Source organism: Aquincola tertiaricarbonis, from assembly GCF_023573145.1.
In the GTDB taxonomy this organism is placed as follows: Bacteria; Pseudomonadota; Gammaproteobacteria; order Burkholderiales; family Burkholderiaceae_C; genus Aquincola; species Aquincola tertiaricarbonis_B.
The window spans coordinates 1355669-1371644 of record NZ_CP097636.1 but is presented as its reverse complement, the minus strand read 5'-3'; the positions used below and the strand labels follow the sequence as shown (position 1 = coordinate 1371644).

Annotated in this window: 17 protein-coding genes and 1 pseudogene; 13 read left to right on the top strand and 5 right to left on the bottom strand. The window is 70.4% G+C overall.

Features of this window, described 5'->3' with window-relative positions; translation table 11 throughout:
• The first annotated feature begins 54 nt into the window (after nucleotides 1–54).
• The 9 genes from MW290_RS20570 to MW290_RS20530 all read left to right on the top strand — a co-directional run bounded on the left by MW290_RS20570 (nucleotide 55) and on the right by MW290_RS20530 (nucleotide 7801).
• On the top strand, nucleotides 55–2367 hold the full coding sequence (locus tag MW290_RS20570) for a heavy metal translocating P-type ATPase (protein WP_250199541.1): 2313 nt from the start codon (nucleotides 55–57) through the stop codon (nucleotides 2365–2367).
• Between the two features lie 4 nt (nucleotides 2368–2371).
• Nucleotides 2372–2548 (top strand): cbb3-type cytochrome oxidase assembly protein CcoS, encoded by a 177-nt coding sequence (gene ccoS, locus MW290_RS20565; RefSeq protein WP_250199540.1) that lies wholly within the window; start codon nucleotides 2372–2374, stop codon nucleotides 2546–2548.
• A 76-nt stretch (nucleotides 2549–2624) separates the two neighbouring features.
• Nucleotides 2625–4064, top strand: coding sequence for a cytochrome-c oxidase, cbb3-type subunit I (ccoN, locus tag MW290_RS20560; RefSeq protein ID WP_250199539.1), 1440 nt, complete (start codon nucleotides 2625–2627; stop codon nucleotides 4062–4064).
• 11 nt (nucleotides 4065–4075) lie between these two features.
• Complete coding sequence (gene ccoO, locus MW290_RS20555) at nucleotides 4076–4696, top strand: cytochrome-c oxidase, cbb3-type subunit II (protein ID WP_250199538.1); 621 nt, start codon at nucleotides 4076–4078, stop codon at nucleotides 4694–4696.
• 14 nt (nucleotides 4697–4710) lie between these two features.
• Nucleotides 4711–4887, top strand: a complete 177-nt coding sequence (locus MW290_RS20550; RefSeq protein WP_250199537.1) for a cbb3-type cytochrome oxidase subunit 3 — start codon at nucleotides 4711–4713, stop codon at nucleotides 4885–4887.
• Nucleotides 4884–5804 carry a cytochrome-c oxidase, cbb3-type subunit III gene (gene ccoP, locus MW290_RS20545; protein ID WP_250199536.1) on the top strand — a complete coding sequence of 307 codons (921 nt, stop codon included), beginning with the start codon at nucleotides 4884–4886 and terminating at the stop codon, nucleotides 5802–5804. The genes MW290_RS20550 and ccoP overlap by 4 nt, the downstream gene beginning before the upstream one ends.
• A 7-nt stretch (nucleotides 5805–5811) precedes the next feature.
• Complete coding sequence (ccoG, locus tag MW290_RS20540; protein ID WP_250199535.1) at nucleotides 5812–7272, top strand: cytochrome c oxidase accessory protein CcoG; 1461 nt, start codon at nucleotides 5812–5814, stop codon at nucleotides 7270–7272.
• A gap of 26 nt (nucleotides 7273–7298) precedes the next feature.
• Nucleotides 7299–7559, top strand: a complete 261-nt coding sequence (locus MW290_RS20535; RefSeq protein WP_250199534.1) for a hypothetical protein — start codon at nucleotides 7299–7301, stop codon at nucleotides 7557–7559.
• The gene (locus tag MW290_RS20530; protein ID WP_250199533.1) at nucleotides 7556–7801 is read left to right on the top strand and encodes a hypothetical protein; all 246 of its coding nucleotides are present in this window, start codon (nucleotides 7556–7558) and stop codon (nucleotides 7799–7801) included. The genes MW290_RS20535 and MW290_RS20530 overlap by 4 nt, the downstream gene beginning before the upstream one ends.
• On the opposite strand, the gene fnr is transcribed toward MW290_RS20530, so the two are convergent.
• Nucleotides 7782–8522 (bottom strand): fumarate/nitrate reduction transcriptional regulator Fnr, encoded by a 741-nt coding sequence (gene fnr / locus MW290_RS20525; protein ID WP_250199532.1) that lies wholly within the window; start codon nucleotides 8520–8522, stop codon nucleotides 7782–7784. The two genes, MW290_RS20530 and fnr, sit on opposite strands and share 20 nt — an antisense overlap.
• Nucleotides 8523–8632: 110 nt before the next feature.
• Here fnr and hemN point away from each other — a divergent pair, with 110 nt between their 5' ends.
• Nucleotides 8633–10042, top strand: coding sequence for an oxygen-independent coproporphyrinogen III oxidase (gene hemN / locus MW290_RS20520; protein WP_250199531.1), 1410 nt, complete (start codon nucleotides 8633–8635; stop codon nucleotides 10040–10042).
• Nucleotides 10042–10734, top strand: a complete 693-nt coding sequence (locus tag MW290_RS20515) for a sulfite exporter TauE/SafE family protein (protein ID WP_250199530.1) — start codon at nucleotides 10042–10044, stop codon at nucleotides 10732–10734. Before hemN ends, MW290_RS20515 begins: the two co-directional genes overlap by 1 nt.
• 12 nt (nucleotides 10735–10746) lie before the next feature.
• Here the strand turns inward: MW290_RS20515 and MW290_RS20510 are convergent, their stop codons facing one another.
• Nucleotides 10747–11538: a ChbG/HpnK family deacetylase gene (locus MW290_RS20510; RefSeq protein ID WP_259373497.1), complete on the bottom strand. Its 792-nt coding sequence runs from the start codon at nucleotides 11536–11538 to the stop codon at nucleotides 10747–10749.
• Between MW290_RS20510 and MW290_RS20500 the strand changes: the two are divergent.
• Nucleotides 11515–11877, top strand: a pseudogene (locus MW290_RS20500) (GtrA family protein); the annotation flags it as partial. The gene MW290_RS20510 and the pseudogene MW290_RS20500 sit on opposite strands and share 24 nt — an antisense overlap.
• On the opposite strand, the gene MW290_RS33300 reads toward MW290_RS20500, so the two are convergent.
• Together MW290_RS33300 and MW290_RS20490 are read right to left on the bottom strand one after the other, a co-directional pair.
• A complete protein-coding gene (locus MW290_RS33300) occupies nucleotides 11825–13507 on the bottom strand; it encodes a glycosyltransferase family 39 protein (protein WP_375142930.1) in 1683 nt (560 codons plus the stop codon). The pseudogene MW290_RS20500 and the gene MW290_RS33300 overlap by 53 nt on opposite strands.
• Nucleotides 13504–14562 carry a glycosyltransferase family 2 protein gene (locus tag MW290_RS20490; RefSeq protein ID WP_250199528.1) on the bottom strand — a complete coding sequence of 353 codons (1059 nt, stop codon included), beginning with the start codon at nucleotides 14560–14562 and terminating at the stop codon, nucleotides 13504–13506. The genes MW290_RS33300 and MW290_RS20490 overlap by 4 nt, the downstream gene beginning before the upstream one ends.
• 293 nt (nucleotides 14563–14855) lie before the next feature.
• Between MW290_RS20490 and MW290_RS20485 the strand changes: the two genes are divergently transcribed.
• Nucleotides 14856–15167 (top strand): hypothetical protein, encoded by a 312-nt coding sequence (locus MW290_RS20485; RefSeq protein ID WP_250199527.1) that lies wholly within the window; start codon nucleotides 14856–14858, stop codon nucleotides 15165–15167.
• Nucleotides 15168–15266: 99 nt separating this feature from the next.
• Here the strand turns inward: MW290_RS20485 and MW290_RS20480 are convergent, their stop codons facing one another.
• Nucleotides 15267–15959, bottom strand: coding sequence for a DUF6781 family protein (locus MW290_RS20480; RefSeq protein WP_250199526.1), 693 nt, complete (start codon nucleotides 15957–15959; stop codon nucleotides 15267–15269).
• Between the last annotated feature and the right edge of the window lie 17 nt (nucleotides 15960–15976).

Sequence of the window (15976 nt, the reverse complement as noted above, 5' to 3'; positions counted from 1 at the left end):
CCGCGCTTGATCCACGTCATGGCGCCTCCGCCGCTGGCGCCCTAGATTCCCCCCATGACCGAAGCCGCCCTGGCTGCGGCGCCGGTGCGCGCTGCGGCACCGCCCCTTGCCTTGCTGGACGATCCGCTGGAACTGCGGGGCTTCACCTCCTTCAGCGCCGACGCGGCCGGGCGGCAGGTGGCCGAGTCGGCGCTGGCGCTGGGTGGGCTGCATTGCGGCAGCTGCGCGGGCCTGATCGAACAGGCGCTGCGCGGCGTGCCGGGCGTGCTGTCGGCCAGCGTGAACGGCGCCGCGCAGCGCGCCACGGTGCGCTGGGACGCGGGCCGCACCCGCGCTTCGGACCTGGTGGCGGCGGTGCAGCGCGCCGGCTACACCGCGGCGCCCGACACCGCGGCCGGCGCCCGCGCGCAGCGCCAGGCCGAGCGGCGCAGTGCCACCTGGCGGCTGTTCGTCGCGGCCTTCTGCTCCATGCAGATCATGATGATGGCCGCGCCCGCCTACTTCGCCGGCCCCGGCGAGCTGGCGCCCGACCTCAAGCAGCTGCTCGACTGGGCCAGCTGGCTGCTCACGCTGCCGGTGCTGTGGTTCTCGGCCCTGCCCTTCTTCTCGGGCGCCTGGCGTGCGCTGCGCCAGGGCCGCATCGGCATGGACCTGCCTGTGTCCATCGGCGTCGCGGTGGCCTTCGTGGCCAGCAGCGGCGCGGCCTTCCAGCCAGGCGGCGTGTTCGGGCACGAGGTGTACTTCGACTCCATCGCCATGTTCATCAGCTTCCTGCTGGGCGGGCGCTGGCTGGAGATGGCGGCCCGCCACCGCGCGGCTGAATCGCTGGAAACCACGCTGGGCCAATTGCCCGCCAGCGTGCTGCGCGTGCGCGCCGATGGCAGCACCGAGACCGTGAGCGCCCAGCGCGTGGCGCCGGGCGACGTGCTGCGGGTGCCGACCGGCCAGGCCTTCGCGGCCGATGGCGTGCTCACCCGCGGCAGCACCCAGGCCGACGAGGCGCTGCTCACCGGCGAATCGCGCCCGGTGCCCAAGCAGCCGGGCGACGCGGTGGTGGCCGGCAGCCTGAACCTGCAGGCGCCGGTGGAAATGCGGGTGGAACGCGTGGGTGCCGACACCCGGCACGAGGCCATCGTGGCGCTGATGCGCCAGGCCTTGTCGCAGCGGCCCACGCTGGCGCGCGCGGCCGATCGCTGGGCCGGGCCCTTTTTGGCGGTGGTGCTGCTGCTGGCGGCCGGCGCCGCGCTGGCCTGGTGGTTCATCGAGCCCGAACGCGCAGTGTGGGTGGCGGTGTCGGTGCTCATCGTCACCTGCCCCTGCGCGCTGTCGCTGGCCGCGCCTTCGGCCGTGCTGGCGGCCACCGGCGCACTGGCGCGCCGCGGCGTGCTGATGCGCCGGCTGGACGCGCTGGAAGCCCTGGCCAGCGTGCGCCAACTGTTCGTCGACAAGACCGGCACCCTGACCGAAGGCCAGCTGCGCTGCAGCGCGGTGCACTGGCAGCAGGCGGCGCGCCACTTCGGCCCGGCTGAAGCCTTGCACCAGCGCGCGGCCTTGCTCGCCGGCTGGTCCAGCCATCCGCTTTCGTGCGCGCTGGCCGCCGATGCCCAGGCGCCAGACGCCGCCTTCGGCTGGCAGGCCATCCAGGAAGAACCTGGCCGCGGCCTGCAGGCGCGCGATGCGCAAGGCCGCACCTGGCGCCTGGGCTCGCAGGCCTTCGTGTCTGCGGCCGAGGCCGTTCCGCTGTCCACCGTCGGTGGCGCGCCTGAAGGCCCGCAGGTGTGGCTGGGCTGCGAGGGCCGCGCACTTGCCTGCTTCGTGCTGGCGGAACAGCTGCGCCCCGGTACCGCCGAGGCGGCGCGCCAGCTACAGGCCGACGGCGTGCGCATCACGCTGCTGTCGGGCGATTCGCCCGAGCGCGCCGCGGCCCTGGCCACACGCCTGAAGCTGGACGGCGCGCACGGCGGCCTGCAGCCGCAGGACAAGCTGGCCCTGCTGCGCCGAGCCCAGCAGGGCGGCCAGCGCGTGGCCATGCTGGGCGACGGCATCAACGATGCGCCGGTGCTGGCGCAGGCGGATGTGTCATTGGCCATGGGCGAAGGCGCGCTGGTCACCCGCAGCCATGCCGATGCGGTGGTGGTGTCCAACCGCCTGGCCGATGTGGCCGACGCCCGCCGGCTGGCGCAGCGCATGCTGCGCGTGGTGCGGCAGAACATGGTGTGGGCCGGTGTGTACAACGCCGCCTGCGTGCCGCTGGCGCTGGCCGGGCTGCTGCCGCCCTGGGCCTCGGGCCTGGGCATGGCCATCAGCTCGTTGGTGGTCATCGGCAACTCGCTGAGGCTGGCCCGCCACTCGTCTAGACAAGTTTGAGCGCATGGACATCCTGTACCTGCTGATCCCGCTGTCTGCCTTGCTGGTGCTGGGCATCATGGGGGCGTTCGCCTGGGCCTTGTTCGGCGGCCAGTTCGACGACCTGCAGCGCGCGGGCGAAGACATCCTGCAAGAAGGCGTGGAAGCTCCCGTCAGTTCCCGCGGAGCAGGCCCCGCTTGATCCGCATCAAGGCCCGCTGAGGGCCTTTTCCAAACAATCCGAGTGTCCTGTCACAAGCTCGGAAAGGAGGCGGCCGATGGCTGCCAATCCAGTCTCAAACAACACGGTGGCCTACACCGACGACGCCGTGCGCGGCTTTGCGCTCGCAGCGGTGCTGTGGGGTGTGGTGGGCATGGCGGTGGGTGTGTTCATCGCCGCCCAGCTCACCTGGCCTGAACTCAACTTCGGCATTCCGTGGCTCAGCTACGGCCGGTTGCGCCCGCTGCATACCAATGCGGTGATCTTCGCCTTCGGCGGCTGCGCCCTGTTTGCCACCAGCTACCACGTGGTGCAGCGCACCTGCCAGACGCCGCTGTTCCTGCCCTGGCTGGCCAAGTTCACCTTCTGGGGCTGGCAGCTGGTCATCCTGGCCGCGGCCATCTCGCTGCCCATGGGCTTCACCCAGGGCAAGGAATACGCAGAGCTGGAATGGCCGATCGACATCCTGATCGCGGTGGTGTGGGTGGCCTACGCGGTGGTGTTCTTCGGCACCATCGGCATCCGCAAGGTGCGCCACATCTACGTGGCCAACTGGTTCTTCGGGGCCTTCATCATCGCGGTGGCGCTGCTGCACATCGTCAACAGCGCGGCGCTGCCGGCCGGCATGATGAAGAGCTACTCGGCCTACGCCGGCGTGCAGGACGCGATGGTGCAGTGGTGGTACGGCCATAACGCGGTGGGCTTCTTCCTGACCGCGGGCTTCCTGGGGATGATGTACTACTACATCCCCAAGCAGGCCGAGCGCCCGGTGTACAGCTACCGCCTGTCCATCGTGCACTTCTGGGCCCTGATCTTCACCTACATGTGGGCGGGCCCGCACCACCTGCACTACACCGCGCTGCCCGACTGGGCACAAAGCGTGGGCATGGTGTTCTCGCTGGTGCTGCTGGCGCCCAGCTGGGGCGGCATGATCAACGGCGTGATGACGCTCAGCGGTGCCTGGCACAAGCTGCGTGACGACCCCATCCTCAAGTTCCTGATCGTGGCGCTGTCGTTCTACGGCATGTCCACCTTCGAGGGCCCGATGATGTCCATCAAGACGGTGAACGCGCTGTCGCACTACACCGACTGGACCATCGGCCACGTGCACTCCGGCGCGCTGGGCTGGGTGGGGCTGATCTCGATGGGCTCGCTGTACCACCTGATCCCGCGGCTGTACGGCCGCCGCCAGATGCACAGCGTGGCCGCCATCGAGCTGCACTTCTGGATCGCCACGCTGGGCATCGTGCTCTACATCGCCGCGATGTGGATCGCTGGCGTGATGCAGGGCCTGATGTGGCGCGCGGTCAACCCCGACGGCACGCTGGTCTACACCTTCGTCGAGAGCGTCAAGGCCACCTTCCCCTTCTACGTGGTGCGCCTGGCCGGCGGCCTGCTCTACCTGGCCGGCATGGGCGTGATGGCCTGGAACGTGGTGATGACCGTGCGCAGCGGCCAGCGCGTGGTGGCCTATGCACCGCAACTCGTCCGCGCCTGAGGAACACAACCATGAGCCATGACACACAAGCGCGCGGCCACCAGCGCATCGAAACCAGCAACTTCCTGATGATCGTGCTGATCCTGCTGACGGTGGCCGTCGGCGGCATGGTCGAGATCGTGCCGCTGTTCTTCCAGCGCAGCACCACGCAGCCGGCCGAGGGCCTGAAGCCCTACACCGCGCTGCAGCTGGCGGGCCGTGACGTCTACACCCGCGAGGGTTGCTACAACTGCCACTCGCAGATGATCCGGCCGCTGCTGGCCGAGACGCTGCGCTACGGCGCGCCCAGCCAGGCCGGTGAGTTCGTGTACGACCACCCCTTCCAGTGGGGCAGCAAGCGCACCGGCCCCGACCTGGCCCGCGTGGGCAGCAAGTACAGCGACGAATGGCACCGCGTGCACCTGAACAACCCGCGCGACCTGGTGCCTGAATCGAACATGCCCGCCTACCCCTGGCTGGAACGCACCGCGGTGGATGCCGCCACGCTGCCCACCCACCTGAAGACGCTGCGCAGCCTGGGCGTGCCCTACACCGACGAAGACATCGCCGGGGCCGCCGAGTCCGTCAAGGGCCGCACCGAGCTGGACGCCCTGGTGGCGTACCTGCAGGTGATGGGCACGCACGTCAAGTAATCGCAAGGCACATCATGGACATCAATGTTCTCCGCAGCGCCGTGACGCTGTGCAGCCTGGTCCTCTTCCTGGCACTGGCCGTGTGGGTGTGGCTGCCCAGCCGCCGCCGGGCGCTGGACGAGGCCGCGCTGCTGCCCTTCAACGAAGAGATGCGTGGCACCGAGCCGCGTGCCGAAGGGAGTGGCTCATGAGCGACTTCATCCACAGCGGCTGGTCGATCTACGTGGCCGCCGTCACCATCGTCGGCCTGCTGGCCTGCCTGGCCCTGCTGTTCATCGCCGCACGCCGCCGCGTGATGGCCGACGACAACACCACCGGCCACGTGTGGGACGAAGACCTGGTGGAGCTGAACAACCCGCTGCCGCGCTGGTGGATGTGGCTGTTCGTCATCACCGTGGTGTTCGCCGCCATCTACCTGGCCAGCTACCCGGGCCTGGGCAGCAGCAAGGGCACGCTGGGCTGGTCCAGCACCGGCCAGCTGGACGCGGAAAAGGCCAAGGCCCGCGATGCCGCGGCGCCGGTGTACGCCGCCTTCAACGGCAAGCCGGCCGAGGAACTGGCGCGTGACAGCAAGGCCATGGCCATCGGCGAGCGCCTCTTCGCCAACAACTGCGCGGCCTGCCACGGCGCCGATGCCCGCGGCAGCAAGGGCTTTCCGAACCTGACCGACCACGACTGGCTGTGGGGCGGCACGCCCGAGCGCATCGTCGAGACCATCACCAACGGCCGCCAAGGGATGATGCCCCCGATGGCCGCCGCGGTGGGCAGCTCGACCGACGTGCACAACGTGGCGCAGTACGTGCTCAGCCTGTCGGGTGCGCCGCACGACCCGATCGCCGCCCACCTGGGCCGCGAGAAGTTCAGCGCCTGCGCGGCCTGCCACGGTGCCAAGGGCCAGGGCAACCAGGCGCTGGGCGCACCCAACCTCAGCGACAAGACCTGGCTGCACGGCTATGGTGAAGCCGCCATCACCGCGATGGTGAACAACGGCAAGACCAACGTGATGCCGGCCCATGGCCAGCGCCTGAGCCCGGAACAGATCAACGTGCTGGCGGCCTACGTGTGGAGCCTGTCGCAGGGCTCGACCGTGGCCAAGTCCGCTCCCTGAGCCCTGCATGTCTGCATCGCCGATCCAGCCGGCCGGCCCCACGGGCACACCGGGCGCGGCCGCCAAGTCCGCGCGCGTGGTGTGGCTGTACGAAAGCCACAAGAAGGTTTACCCGCGGTCGGTCAAGGGCTGGTTCGCCTCATGGCGCTGGGTGATGGTGTGGTTCACCCAGCTGCTGTTCTATGGCCTGCCCTGGCTGAGCTGGAACGGCCGCCCGGCCGTGCTGTTCGACCTGGGCGCGCGGCGCTTCTACCTGTTCGACCTGATCCTGTATCCGCAGGATTTCATCTACCTCACCGGGCTGCTGATCCTCAGCGCCTATGGCCTCTTCTTCTTCACCGCGGTGGGCGGTCGGCTGTGGTGCGGTTATGCCTGCCCGCAGACGGTCTACACCGAAATCTTCCTGTGGGTGGAACACAAGTTCGAAGGTGAACGCGGCGCCCGCATGAAGCTGGACGCCGGCCCCTGGACGGCCGAGAAGCTGTGGCGCAAGGGCGGCAAGCATGCCGCCTGGCTGGCCATCGCGCTGTGGACCGGCTTCACCTTCGTGGGCTACTTCACGCCCATCCGCACGCTGTGGGCAGAGGCCTTCACGCTGGACTTCGGGCCCTGGGAATGGTTTTGGGTGCTGTTCTACGGCCTGGCCACCTACGGCAACGCCGGCTTCATGCGTGAGCAGGTGTGCAAGTACATGTGCCCGTATGCGCGCTTCCAGAGCGCGATGTTCGACCATGACACGCTGATCGTCAGCTACGACCAGCAGCGTGGCGAGCCGCGCGGCAAGCATGGCCGCGATGCCGACAAGGCCAAGCTGAACGTGGGCGACTGCATCGACTGCGGCCTGTGCGTGCAGGTGTGCCCCACCGGCATCGACATCCGCGACGGCCTGCAGTACGAGTGCATCGCCTGCACCGCCTGCATCGACGCCTGCAACGGCGTGATGGACAAGATGCGCACCCCGCGCGGGCTGATCCGCTACGCCACGCAGAACGCGATGGCCCTGGACCGCCATCAACCGGCCACGCTGCTGCGCCGCATCGCGCGGCCGCGGGTGCTGGTGTACGGCGCGGTGCTGGTGCTCATCTCGGGCGCCTTCGTCTTCAGCCTGATGCAGCGCTCGCCGCTCAAGGTGGACGTGGTGCGTGACCGTACCTCGCTGGCCCGTATCGTCGAAGACGGCCGCATCGAGAACGTCTACCGCCTGCAGCTGATGAATGCCAGCGCCGAGCCGCAGCGCTACCGCCTGCAGGTGGCCGGCCTGCCCGGCGCGGTGGTGGCCGACCATGGCCCGCTGGCCCTTGCCCCGGCCGAGGCCCGCTGGTTCGTGCTGCAGGTGCAGCTGCCGCCCGAGGCAGCGCAAGGCCTGGGCAGCGGCGCCCATCCGGTGCAGTTCCATCTGGTGAATGAGCCCGGCAGCAGCGCGCCGGCCGACGTCACCGAGAAGTCCACTTTCATCGTGCCGCGTTGAGGCAGCGCCCGCGCAGGAGTAGCCCCATGACCCCCAACCTGAACCACCAAGACCTCCGCCCCACCCTGCCCTGGTGGCGCGTGCCCACCGCCTGGCTGGTGATGGGCGGCCCCGCCACCGTGGTGGTGGCCGGCATCGTCACCGCGGTGATCGCGGTGCGTGGCGCCGACCCCGAGGTGGCGGCGTCGCGCATCCCGCGGGCGGTGACCACGTTGCAGGTGGAGGCACCACAAGCCAAGCCGGTGGCTGAGTCCACCCCTGCCGGCACCGCTGGGGCACGGCCGTGAACTTCGCGCTGCGGGCGCTGCTGATCGCCTGGCCGGCCTTCGTGATGGCCGGCGTGCTTGAGATGCTGGTGTTCGCGGTGGTCGATCCGGCGTCGCTCACCTGGTTCGGCCATGAGCCGATCGGCTGGAGCAACAACGCCGTCTACAGCGTCACCTTCCTGATCTTCTGGGCGGCCATGGCGACGGCAGGCGCCATCACCCAGCTGCTGGCCGAGCCCCTGATCAGCAGTTCGGCCCGTTGACCAGCTTGCGCAGCCCTTCCTGGTCGGCGATGCGGATGTGGCGCTGCTTGACTTCCAACAGGCCTTCTTCCTGGAACTTGGAGAAGGTGCGGCTCACGGTCTCGAGCTTCAGGCCCAGGTAGCTGCCGATCTCTTCACGCGTCATGCGCAGCACCAGGGCCGAGGCCGAGAAGCCACGCGACTGCAGCCGCTGCGTCAGGTTGACCAGGAAGGCGGCCAGCCGCTCTTCGGCCCGCATGCTGCCCAGCAGCAGCATCACGCCATGGTCGCGCACGATCTCGCGGCTCATGATCTTGTGGAACTGGCGCTGCAGGTCGGTGAACTCGCGCGACAGGCCTTCGAGGTCGCTGAAGGGAATGACGCAGACCTGCGAATCCTCCAGCGCCACCGCGTCGCAGCTGTGGCGGTCGGTGCTGATGCCGTCCAGGCCCAGCAGCTCACCCGCCATCTGGAAGCCGGTGACCTGGTCGCGCCCGTCTTCGGACGACACGCAGGTCTTGAAGAAGCCGGTGCGCACCGCGAACAGCGAGTGGAACGGGTCCCCGGCGCGGAACAGCGCCGCACCCCGCGGCACCGAGCGCCGCGCATCGACCAGCGTGTCCAGGCGCTCCAGGTCGGGCTGCGACAGGCCCAGCGGCAGGCACAGCTCACGCAGGTTGCAGCTGGAGCAGGCCACCTTCAGTGGCTCGATTCGGATCGTGGTGGTGTGGGGGCTGTTCACTGCTTAGCCAATCGGTTTGAGCAAGGTCAACGATTGTTGCGCTGCCATCCTTGCATGGACTTGCGCCACATCAAGCACTGCGGTGCCAGGCTCCGGCAGAGTTGCGTGTGATGAACGCGATACTCACCCCGCTGCGCACCGCCCCGCTGGACACCGAACTGCTGCGGCGGTTCGACGTGCCCGGCCCGCGCTACACGTCCTATCCTACGGCGGATCGCTTCATCGAAGCTTTCGGGCCCGACGAGCATGCCGATGCGCTGCACCTGCGCAGCGAAGCCAGCGTCGGCGGCGGCCAGCCGCTGTCCTTGTACGTGCATGTGCCCTTCTGCGAATCGGTCTGCTACTACTGCGCCTGCAACAAGGTCATCACCCGCCGGCATGAGCGTTCAGGCCCCTTCCTGAAGGCCCTGGCCACCGAGGTGGCGCTGCATGCGCAGGCCCTGGGCCGCGGCCAGCCGGTGTCGCAGGTGCACCTGGGCGGCGGCTCGCCCACCTTCCTGTCCGACGACGAGCTGGCCTCGATGCTGGACCTGCTGCGCAGCCAGTTCCGCATCGTGCCGGGGGCCGAGCTGTCCATCGAGGTGGACCCGCGCACGGTGGACCAGCCACGGCTGGCAGCGCTGCGTGCGATGGGCTTCAACCGGCTGAGCTTCGGCGTGCAGGACTTCGATGCCAAGGTACAGCAGGCGGTGCACCGCGTACAGCCGCTGGAGAGCGTGGCCGCGCTGATGAAGGCGGCGCGGGCGCTGAAGTTCGACTCCATCAACGTCGACCTGATCTACGGGCTGCCCCGCCAGACGCAGCTGAGCGTGGCCACCACCATCGCGCAGGTGATCGAGCTGCAGCCCGACCGCATCGCGCTGTATGCCTATGCCCACCTGCCGCAGCGCTTCAAGCCGCAGCGGCGCATCCATGCCGCCGACCTGCCGGCCGCGGCCGACCGGGTGCAGATGCTGGAAGGCTCGGTGGCGCAGTTCCTGGACGCGGGCTACGTGTACATCGGCATGGACCACTTCGCCCGCCCCACCGACCCGCTGGCGGTGGCCAAGCGCCAGGGCCGGCTGCACCGCAACTTCCAGGGCTACAGCACCCAGCCCGACTGCGACCTGATCGGCCTCGGGCCCTCGGCCATCAGCCGCATCGGCGCCACCTACAGCCAGAACGCAAAGGACCTGCAGGTGTGGACCGACGCGCTGGACCAGGGCCGCTTCGCGGTCGAGCGTGGCCTGGCGCTGACGCGCGACGACCTGCTGCGCCGGGCGGTGATCATGGCGCTGATGTGCCAGGGCCGGCTGGAGTTCGAATCCATCGAGCTGGCGCACCTGGTGAAGGTGCCGCAGTACTTCTCCGAGGAACTGCGGCGCCTGCAGCCGCTGGCCGAAGCGGGCCTGCTGGAGCTGAGCGACGACGCCATCACCGTGACGCCGGCCGGCTGGTACGTGGTGCGCGCCATCGCGATGGTGTTCGACCGCCACCTGCAATCCGACCGCCAGCGTGAGCGGTTCTCGCGGGTGATCTGATGGCGCTGGGCGCGCTGCTGGCGGGCGCACTGGCCCTGGGCCTGGCCAGCTCGCCGCACTGCGGCTTGATGTGCGGCAGCGTGTGCGCCGCCATCGCACGACATGGGCGGGGCGATGCGGTGGCGCTGCATGCCGGCCGCCTGGCCAGCTATGCCGCCGCCGGCGCGGTGGCCGCGGCCAGCATGGCAGCGCTGGGCCGCTGGGCGCAGCTGGCGCCGATGCTGCAGCCGCTGTGGAGCGCGCTGCATGCGGCGCTGCTGGTGTGGGGACTGTGGCTGCTGTTCAGCGGCCGGCTGCCGGCGCTGCGCGCCAGCCTGTCCAACACCACGCCCGACGGCTGGCAACGCGTGCGCGGGCCGGTGCGCTCGGCCGGCATCGGCCTGGCCTGGATCGCCCTGCCCTGCGGCATGCTGCAGTCGGCGCTGCTGCTGGCGGCGCTGGGCAACGGCCCGGCCGAAGGCGCGGTGGTGATGGCCGCCTTCTGGCTGGGCGCGGGTCCGGTGCTGTGGCTGGCGCCTTCGCTGTGGGGGCGGCTGGCAGGGTCGGCACGCGGGGCAGAGGCCGGGGCCGGCGCCGCCCGCTTGGCGCAAGGCTGGCCGGTGCGCCTGGCCGGCGCCACGGTGGTGGTCTCGTCGGGCTGGGTGCTGGCGGGCGGGCTCATCAGCGGCGCGGCGGCCTGGTGCTTCAGTTGACGGCCTGCAGGCTCAGGCGGTGGCCAACCGCCGCAATCGCACACCGGCGGCCTGCAGCAGCGCCGGCACTGCCGGCGACGACAGTGCCTGGTACTCCGCCATCCGTGCCTTGGCGATGGCATCGCCCGGCACCTGGGCCAGCGCGGGATGGCACATCAGCAGGTCGCGCGGCTGCGCCAGCCGCAGCCAGCCGGCCAGGCGCTGCAGATAACTGGCGGCATCGCCATCAAAGCCATACACGCCCAGCAACCGGCCGTTCTGCGCAAAGCCCTGCCGGCGCGCCATCCGCGCCAGCGCCGCGGCGCCCAGCTGCTCGATCACCCAGGGCTTGAAAGCAGCCAGCCCGGCGCCCGGCACACGCGGCTGGCGCGTGCTGCGCAGCCAGGGCAGCCGGCCGGCATAACGCTGCTGCAGCACCGCCACCAGGCGCTCGCGCACCACCGGCAGCTGGTGCACGTGCTGGTGGCCGTCCACATGGTCGGGCGGGCCGCCCCAGGCCTGCTCGAAGCGCCAGAGCTGCTCCTGGATCTCGCGCTCGATGGCGCGCCCGTCCACGGCGCGCAGCGCGGTGGCCGCGATCCAATGGGGCAGCGGCCGACGCAGCGCAGGCTGCACCGGAAAGGCCGTCAGGTCCAGGTGCAGGCCCACGTCGGCGCGGCCGCTGGCGGCCTCGCGCAGCATGGCTGCATCACGCGCCCAGGCCGGCGCCGCCGCCATCACCGACACCGCCTGAACCCGGCCTTGCGCCACCAGGCGCACCACCGCTTCGTCCACCGCCGGATGCAGGCCAAAATCGTCGGCCACCACGCACAGATGACGCCCGCCTTCAACCACAGCCCCCGCCGCCGCGCCGCCTTCTTCGTGGCCGTGGGCGCCAGCGCCGCCGCGGTGCACTGGAGCGTCGCCGTCGGCCTGGTGGCCTGGGCCGGCTGGCCGCCGCTGGTGGCCAACGTGGCCGGCTGGCTGCTGGCGCTGGGGGTGTCCTTCGGCGGCCATCATGGCTTGACCTTTGCGGGCCATCGCGCCCCGCTTCGCCAGGCGGCGCCGCGCTTCGCGCTGGTGTCGGGCATGGGCTTCGTGCTCAATGAGCTCAGCTATGCGCTGCTGCTGCGGCTGGCGCCCCAGCACTATGGGGCGTGGCTGGCGCTGGTGCTGGTGTTGATGGCGGGGCTGACCTACCTGCTGGCCCGGCACTGGGCCTTTGCCCGCAGCCCAGCGCACTAGCCGAGCCCGCCGCATCCAGCCGCCACAAGGTCTGCCGCGCGCCGGTGAACACAGCAGTCGCGCCGCCCAGCCAGGCCGGCAGCGGTGTGCGGCCCGGCCGCGGCGTGTCGGTGATCACCCAGGCCATGCCGCTGCGGCACACCAGCGGCGGCACCTCGGCCGGCTGCAGCAGGTGCGCGGCGGCGGCGGGCGATGCGAAGTCGCTGGCCTCGGCCAGCTCCTTGCGCCAGCTGTCGCGGCGGTGCACCGCGGGGTCTTGCCAGTCGTCGGCCACCCACACCGGCTCGGTCAGGCGGGCATAGAACGGCACGTCGTAGGCGTACTGGCCCAGCATCACCACCGGCTCACCGGCGCGGTGCAGGCTGCGCAGCGCCAGGCCCAGCTCCCGCGTGGTGTGGCCCTTGTCCAAGGCCAGCACGCCCACCGCGGTGAAGTTGAGCGCCAGGCTCAGCAGCACGCTGGCCCGCAAGGCCCACTGCCAGCGCGGCGGCGCCTGCGGGCCGGGCAGGCAGCGCGCCACCCACCAGGCCAGCGGCGGCACGCAGGGCAGGATGTAGCCCACCAGCTTGGACTGCGGCAGCGAGAAGAACAGCAACACCACGCCGATGGCGCACAGCATCAAGAGCCCGATGTCCTGCGGATCGGCCGGCAAGCGCTGGCGCACCGGCGCGCGCAGCCACAGCAGCCAGGGCAGGCTCAGCACCGCCAGCACCACCGGGTAGAACCAGAACGGCTGCGCATTGTTGAAGCCGCTGCCGGCAAAGCGCTGGAAGTGCTGCACCACGAAGAAGTAGTGCAGGAAGCCCTCATGCCGCTGCGCCATGGCCCAGAACCACGGCGCGGCGATGGCCAGCATCAGCAGCAGCCCGGGCAACGACAGCAGCCCGAGGATCAGGCGCCAGCGTTGGCGCAGCACCAGCCAGGCCACCACCACCAGCCCGGGCAGCACGAAGCCGATCAAGCCCTTGGCCAGCAGGCCGAGCCCGGCCAGGCCATAGGCCAGGAGCAAGGCGCGCCGCACGGGCAGGCCCGCTTCCAGCCGCAACGCCGCATGCGCCAGCGCCAGCGTGCAGGCGGTGATGCAGCCGGCCACCAGCATGTCGAGGTTGGCGAACTGCCCGCCCACGTACCACAGCGGCTGCACCAGGAGCACGCCCAGCGTGACGAAAGCGGCCTGACGGCCCTGCCAGCGGCGGGTGAACAGGAACAGCGCCACCGCCCCCAGGGTGGCGCCCAGCACCGAGGCCGTGCGCGCCGACCAGGCCCCGGCGCCCAGCACCGACATGGCCGAGGCCGTGAGCCAGTAGAACAGCGGCGGCTTGTGGAAGAACGGCAGGCCGTTGAGCATGGGCGTGAGCCAGTCGCCCGAACGCATCATCTCCCAGGCCACACCCACGTAGCGGCCTTCGTCGGGCAGCATCAGCGGCCGGCACCAGGCGGTGGCCACCAGCCAGGCAAAGGTCAGGGCCGCGACCAGGGCGGCTTCTGCCCAGGCCCCGCGCCGGCCCTGCAGGCCGGCGGCCGGCAGCGGCTTGTGCAAGGTGGTCATCGGGGGTCGCCTTCCAGCCCGCGGCCCAGGCGCCGCTTGACCACGTACAGCGGCCTGGCCTTCACTTCTTCGTACACCCGGCCCACGTACTCGCCCACCACGCCCAGCGACACCAGCTGGATGCCGGCGAACAGCATCAGGCTCACCACGATGGTGGTCCAGCCGCTCACATGATGGCCGTAAGCGAAGTAGCTGCCGGTGAGGAAGGCGCCATAGGCAAAGGCCGCCAGCGCCAGCGCCATGCCCGCCAGGCTCACCGCCCGCAGCGGCCAGGTGGTGAAGGAGGTGAGCCCGTCCATCGCCAGCGCGGCCAGCCGCAAGGCGCTGAAGTGGCTGCGGCCATGCGCGCGTGCAGCGGGCGTGTAGGGCACGGCCACGGCCTCGAAGCCCACCCACGCATACAAGCCCTTGAGGAAGCGCTTGCGCTCGGGCAGTGCCAGCAGCGCGTCCACCACCGCACGGTCCATCAGGCGGAAATCGCCCGCGCCTTCGGGTACCTGGAAGCGGCTGGCGCCGTTCATCAGCGCATAGAAGCCGCGCACGCCCAGGCGCTTGAACCAGCCTTCGTCGTGGCGGTCGTGGCGTACCGCGTACACCACGTCGGCACCGGCGCGCCAGTGGCGCATGAAGGTCTCCAGCATCTCCACCGGGTGCTGCAGGTCGGCGTCCATCGCGATGACGATGTCGCCGCCCGCGGCCTGCAGGCCGGCGGTGAGCGCCGCCTCCTTGCCGAAGTTGCGCGACAGCTGCAGCAGCCGCACCGGGCCGGCCAGCGTCCACGGCGCGATGCGTTCGGCGGTGCCATCGCTGCTGCCGTCGTCCACCAGCACGATCTCCCAGGCCGGCGAGAGGCCGGCCAGCGCGGTCATCAACGGCGGCAACAGGTCGGCCAGGTTCTCGGCCTCGTTGTAGCAAGGCACGATGCAGGAGATGGACGGGGTGGCCGCCCGCCCGCGTCCGCGTGCAGGCGCCAGCCAATCGGCGGGCGGGGTTGTGGGCGGTGCCACCAGGGCACTGCCGGCAACGGCTGAACGGGCATGCAGCAGAGGTTCCATGGACCTCCTCCAGATCGGACTGAATCTGCATCGAACTGTGTCCGCCCGACCTTAGGCCTGCCTTAAGCCCGGCCTGCAACCGGGGTGCCGGCCACGCCGCAGCCGCGCCAGCAAGCCCTGACAACGCGTGGCATAATTGCAACTCCCAAAGGACTTGCCGGCCCGCCCGGTGAGTTCTCGTCAGTCAGTCCGCCAGCCGCCACCTCTTGTCACCCGCGGTGCCCTGGAAATCGCCCGCTTCGGCCTCACGGCTCTGATCCGGCCCCCCGTTCCTCCTCGCCCCTTACAAGCACATGGCCAAAGACGCAGTTAAGACCACCATCGACGCCAACGGGCTGCGTTATCGCAGCAAGGCATCGGGCTCGCCGTTCGCCTCCACCGGCGTTTTCAGCGCGGCCACGATGTCGTGTTTCCTGTGCGGCAAGCACCGCACCCGCTCTTCGCTGAAGTCGCGCCGCTTCCTCGGCAAGACCCAGTTCGTCTGCGCACCTTCGTGCAAGGAAGCCGAGGCGGGCATCGCCCCCAACGCCGCAGCGCCGGCCGCCGCGCCTGCCGCCACCCCGGCGGACAACACCGCGCCCGAGACCGGCAGCAGCAACAGCTGAGGCCGCGCGGCGCCCGCGCCGCCCATGCCCACCGACGCCGCCCGCGCCTTCAGCGCCGGCGGCGTCGTCGTTGGTGGGCCTTGTGGACCTTGTAGGCCGTCAGCGGGCGCGGGTTTTCTTGGCGGCGGTCGCGGCCGTGGAGCTGCCCTGCTTCAGCGCATCGGACATGCCGATCAGCACGCCGCTGACCATGGCCGCATAGCTCTGCGCAAAAGCCTGGGCCGCCTTCACGCTGGCGGCGCGGCTGTCGCGCATCGCGGTCTGCATCTGTTCGGTCAGGCCCTGCAGCGTCTGGGCCGCCTGGGTGCCGGTGTGGGTGCCGCCTGCCTGCAGCTTGCCCAGCACCTGGGCCCAGGGCGCTGCCAGCTGCTCGCTGGCGCCGTCCACCGACTTGGCGATGGCCTTGAACATCGTGTCCTCGAGCTTTTCCAGCGTCTCGACGGCCTTCTTCATGCTGCTGTCCTGCAGCGAGACGCCCTGGTCGATGAACTGCTGCATGGCCACGCGGTTGGCGTCCACCGCCTTCAGCAGCGCGTCGTCCATGCCGCTGACCGCCTGCGACAGCAGGTGCTCCACGTCCACCTCGGGCATGGCGTTGCGGGCTGCGCCGGCACTCACCGCCTGGGCGATGCCCTTGAGCGTGGCGCGGATGTTCTGCAGCGTGAGTTCACGGCCCTGCAAGGCCTTGAGCGTGGCGTCGTACACCGCCTTGCGGGCCTGCTCGCCCTGCTGGGCGCCAGCATCGGCAAGGGTCTGGATCAGGGCTTCCTGGTCGAACGGCATCTTGGCCATGCGTTTGTCTCCTGCGG